The sequence below is a fragment of the Flavobacterium azizsancarii genome (assembly GCF_027980145.1).
GTDB classification, from domain to species: Bacteria; Bacteroidota; Bacteroidia; order Flavobacteriales; family Flavobacteriaceae; genus Flavobacterium; species Flavobacterium azizsancarii.
On sequence record NZ_JAMZNK010000103.1, the window covers coordinates 1 to 1397 of the forward strand.

1 protein-coding gene is annotated in these 1397 nt (G+C 39.7%); it reads left to right on the top strand.

Annotation, left to right across the window (positions count from 1 at the left end):
- The coding region (locus tag NJT12_RS24780; RefSeq protein ID WP_271338784.1) for a PIG-L family deacetylase at window positions 1–1397 on the top strand (1397 nt) is incomplete at both ends.

Here is a 1397-nt window from a genome sequence, read left to right on the forward strand (position 1 = left end):
AACGAACCGGGATCACACGTCAATTCAGGAACCAGGATTATTACACTGGATCATATTACAAGAGTAGACGCTTCATCAGATTTTAATGGTATCGACAACGTTCCTAAAAGAGCGATTACCATGGGAGTTTCAACCATCATGAGATCTAAAAGAATCGTATTAATGGCCTGGGGACAAAACAAAGCCGATATCATCAAGAGAACTATTCAAGGTGATATATCTTCAGAAGTTCCTGCTACATTTTTACAAAACCATCCTAATGCAACATTTGTATTAGACCAGTCTGCAGCCTCAGAATTAACGCGTTTCAAAACGCCATGGCTAGTGGGAGAATGCATCTGGAATCAGGAATTAAAAAGCAAAGCGATTGTTTGGTTGTGCCAAAAAACAAAACAATCAATATTAAAATTAACAGACAGAGATTACAACAATAACGGAATGTCTGATCTTTTGGCGCAGGAAGGTTCTGCTTATGATCTTAATATCAATATGTTCAACGTATTGCAGCATACCATCACAGGATGGCCGGGTGGAAAACCCAATACCGACGATTCGCATCGTCCGGAAAGAGCCAATCCAGCAAAAAAACGAGTGATACTTTTTAGTCCACATCCGGATGATGATGTGATTTCTATGGGAGGAACTTTTTCAAAATTGATAAAACAAGGTCACGATGTACATGTCGTATATCAAACCTCCGGAAATATAGCTGTTACAGACGATGAAGCATTAAAGTTTGCTGAGGTTGCCAAGGATTTTATTGGCGAAGCCGGCAGCGGAATCAACTTCAAATCGGTAATTGAGTTTTTAAGCAGTAAATCAGAAAACCAAATTGATTCTCTTGAAGTTCGCAAATTAAAAGGACTTATTCGTAGAAGAGAATCGTATGCAGCTACAAGATACATTGGTTTAAAAGATGCCAATACACACTTTCTAGATCTTCCGTTTTACGAAACAGGACAGGTAAAGAAAAACCCGTTAGGAGTTGAAGATATAGCCATTGTAAAAGACATTATTGCAAAAATAAAACCACATCAGGTTTTTGCAGCAGGAGATCTTGCAGATCCGCACGGAACACATGAAGTTTGTCTGAACGCGATTTTTGCAGCAATGAAAGAATTGAAACCGGAGAAATATATGGATGATTGCTGGCTTTGGTTGTACAGAGGTGCGTGGCACGAATGGGACATTCACGAAATTGATATGGCCGTTCCGCTTTCTCCGTCAGAAGTATTAATGAAGCGTCATGCGATTTTGTACCATCAGTCTCAAAAAGACAGGGTAATGTTTCAAGGAAATGACTCCAGAGAATTCTGGGTGAGAGCCGAAGACCGTAACAAAAACACAGCAATTCTATACGATGATTTAGGATTGGCAGAATACGAAGCAATCGAAGC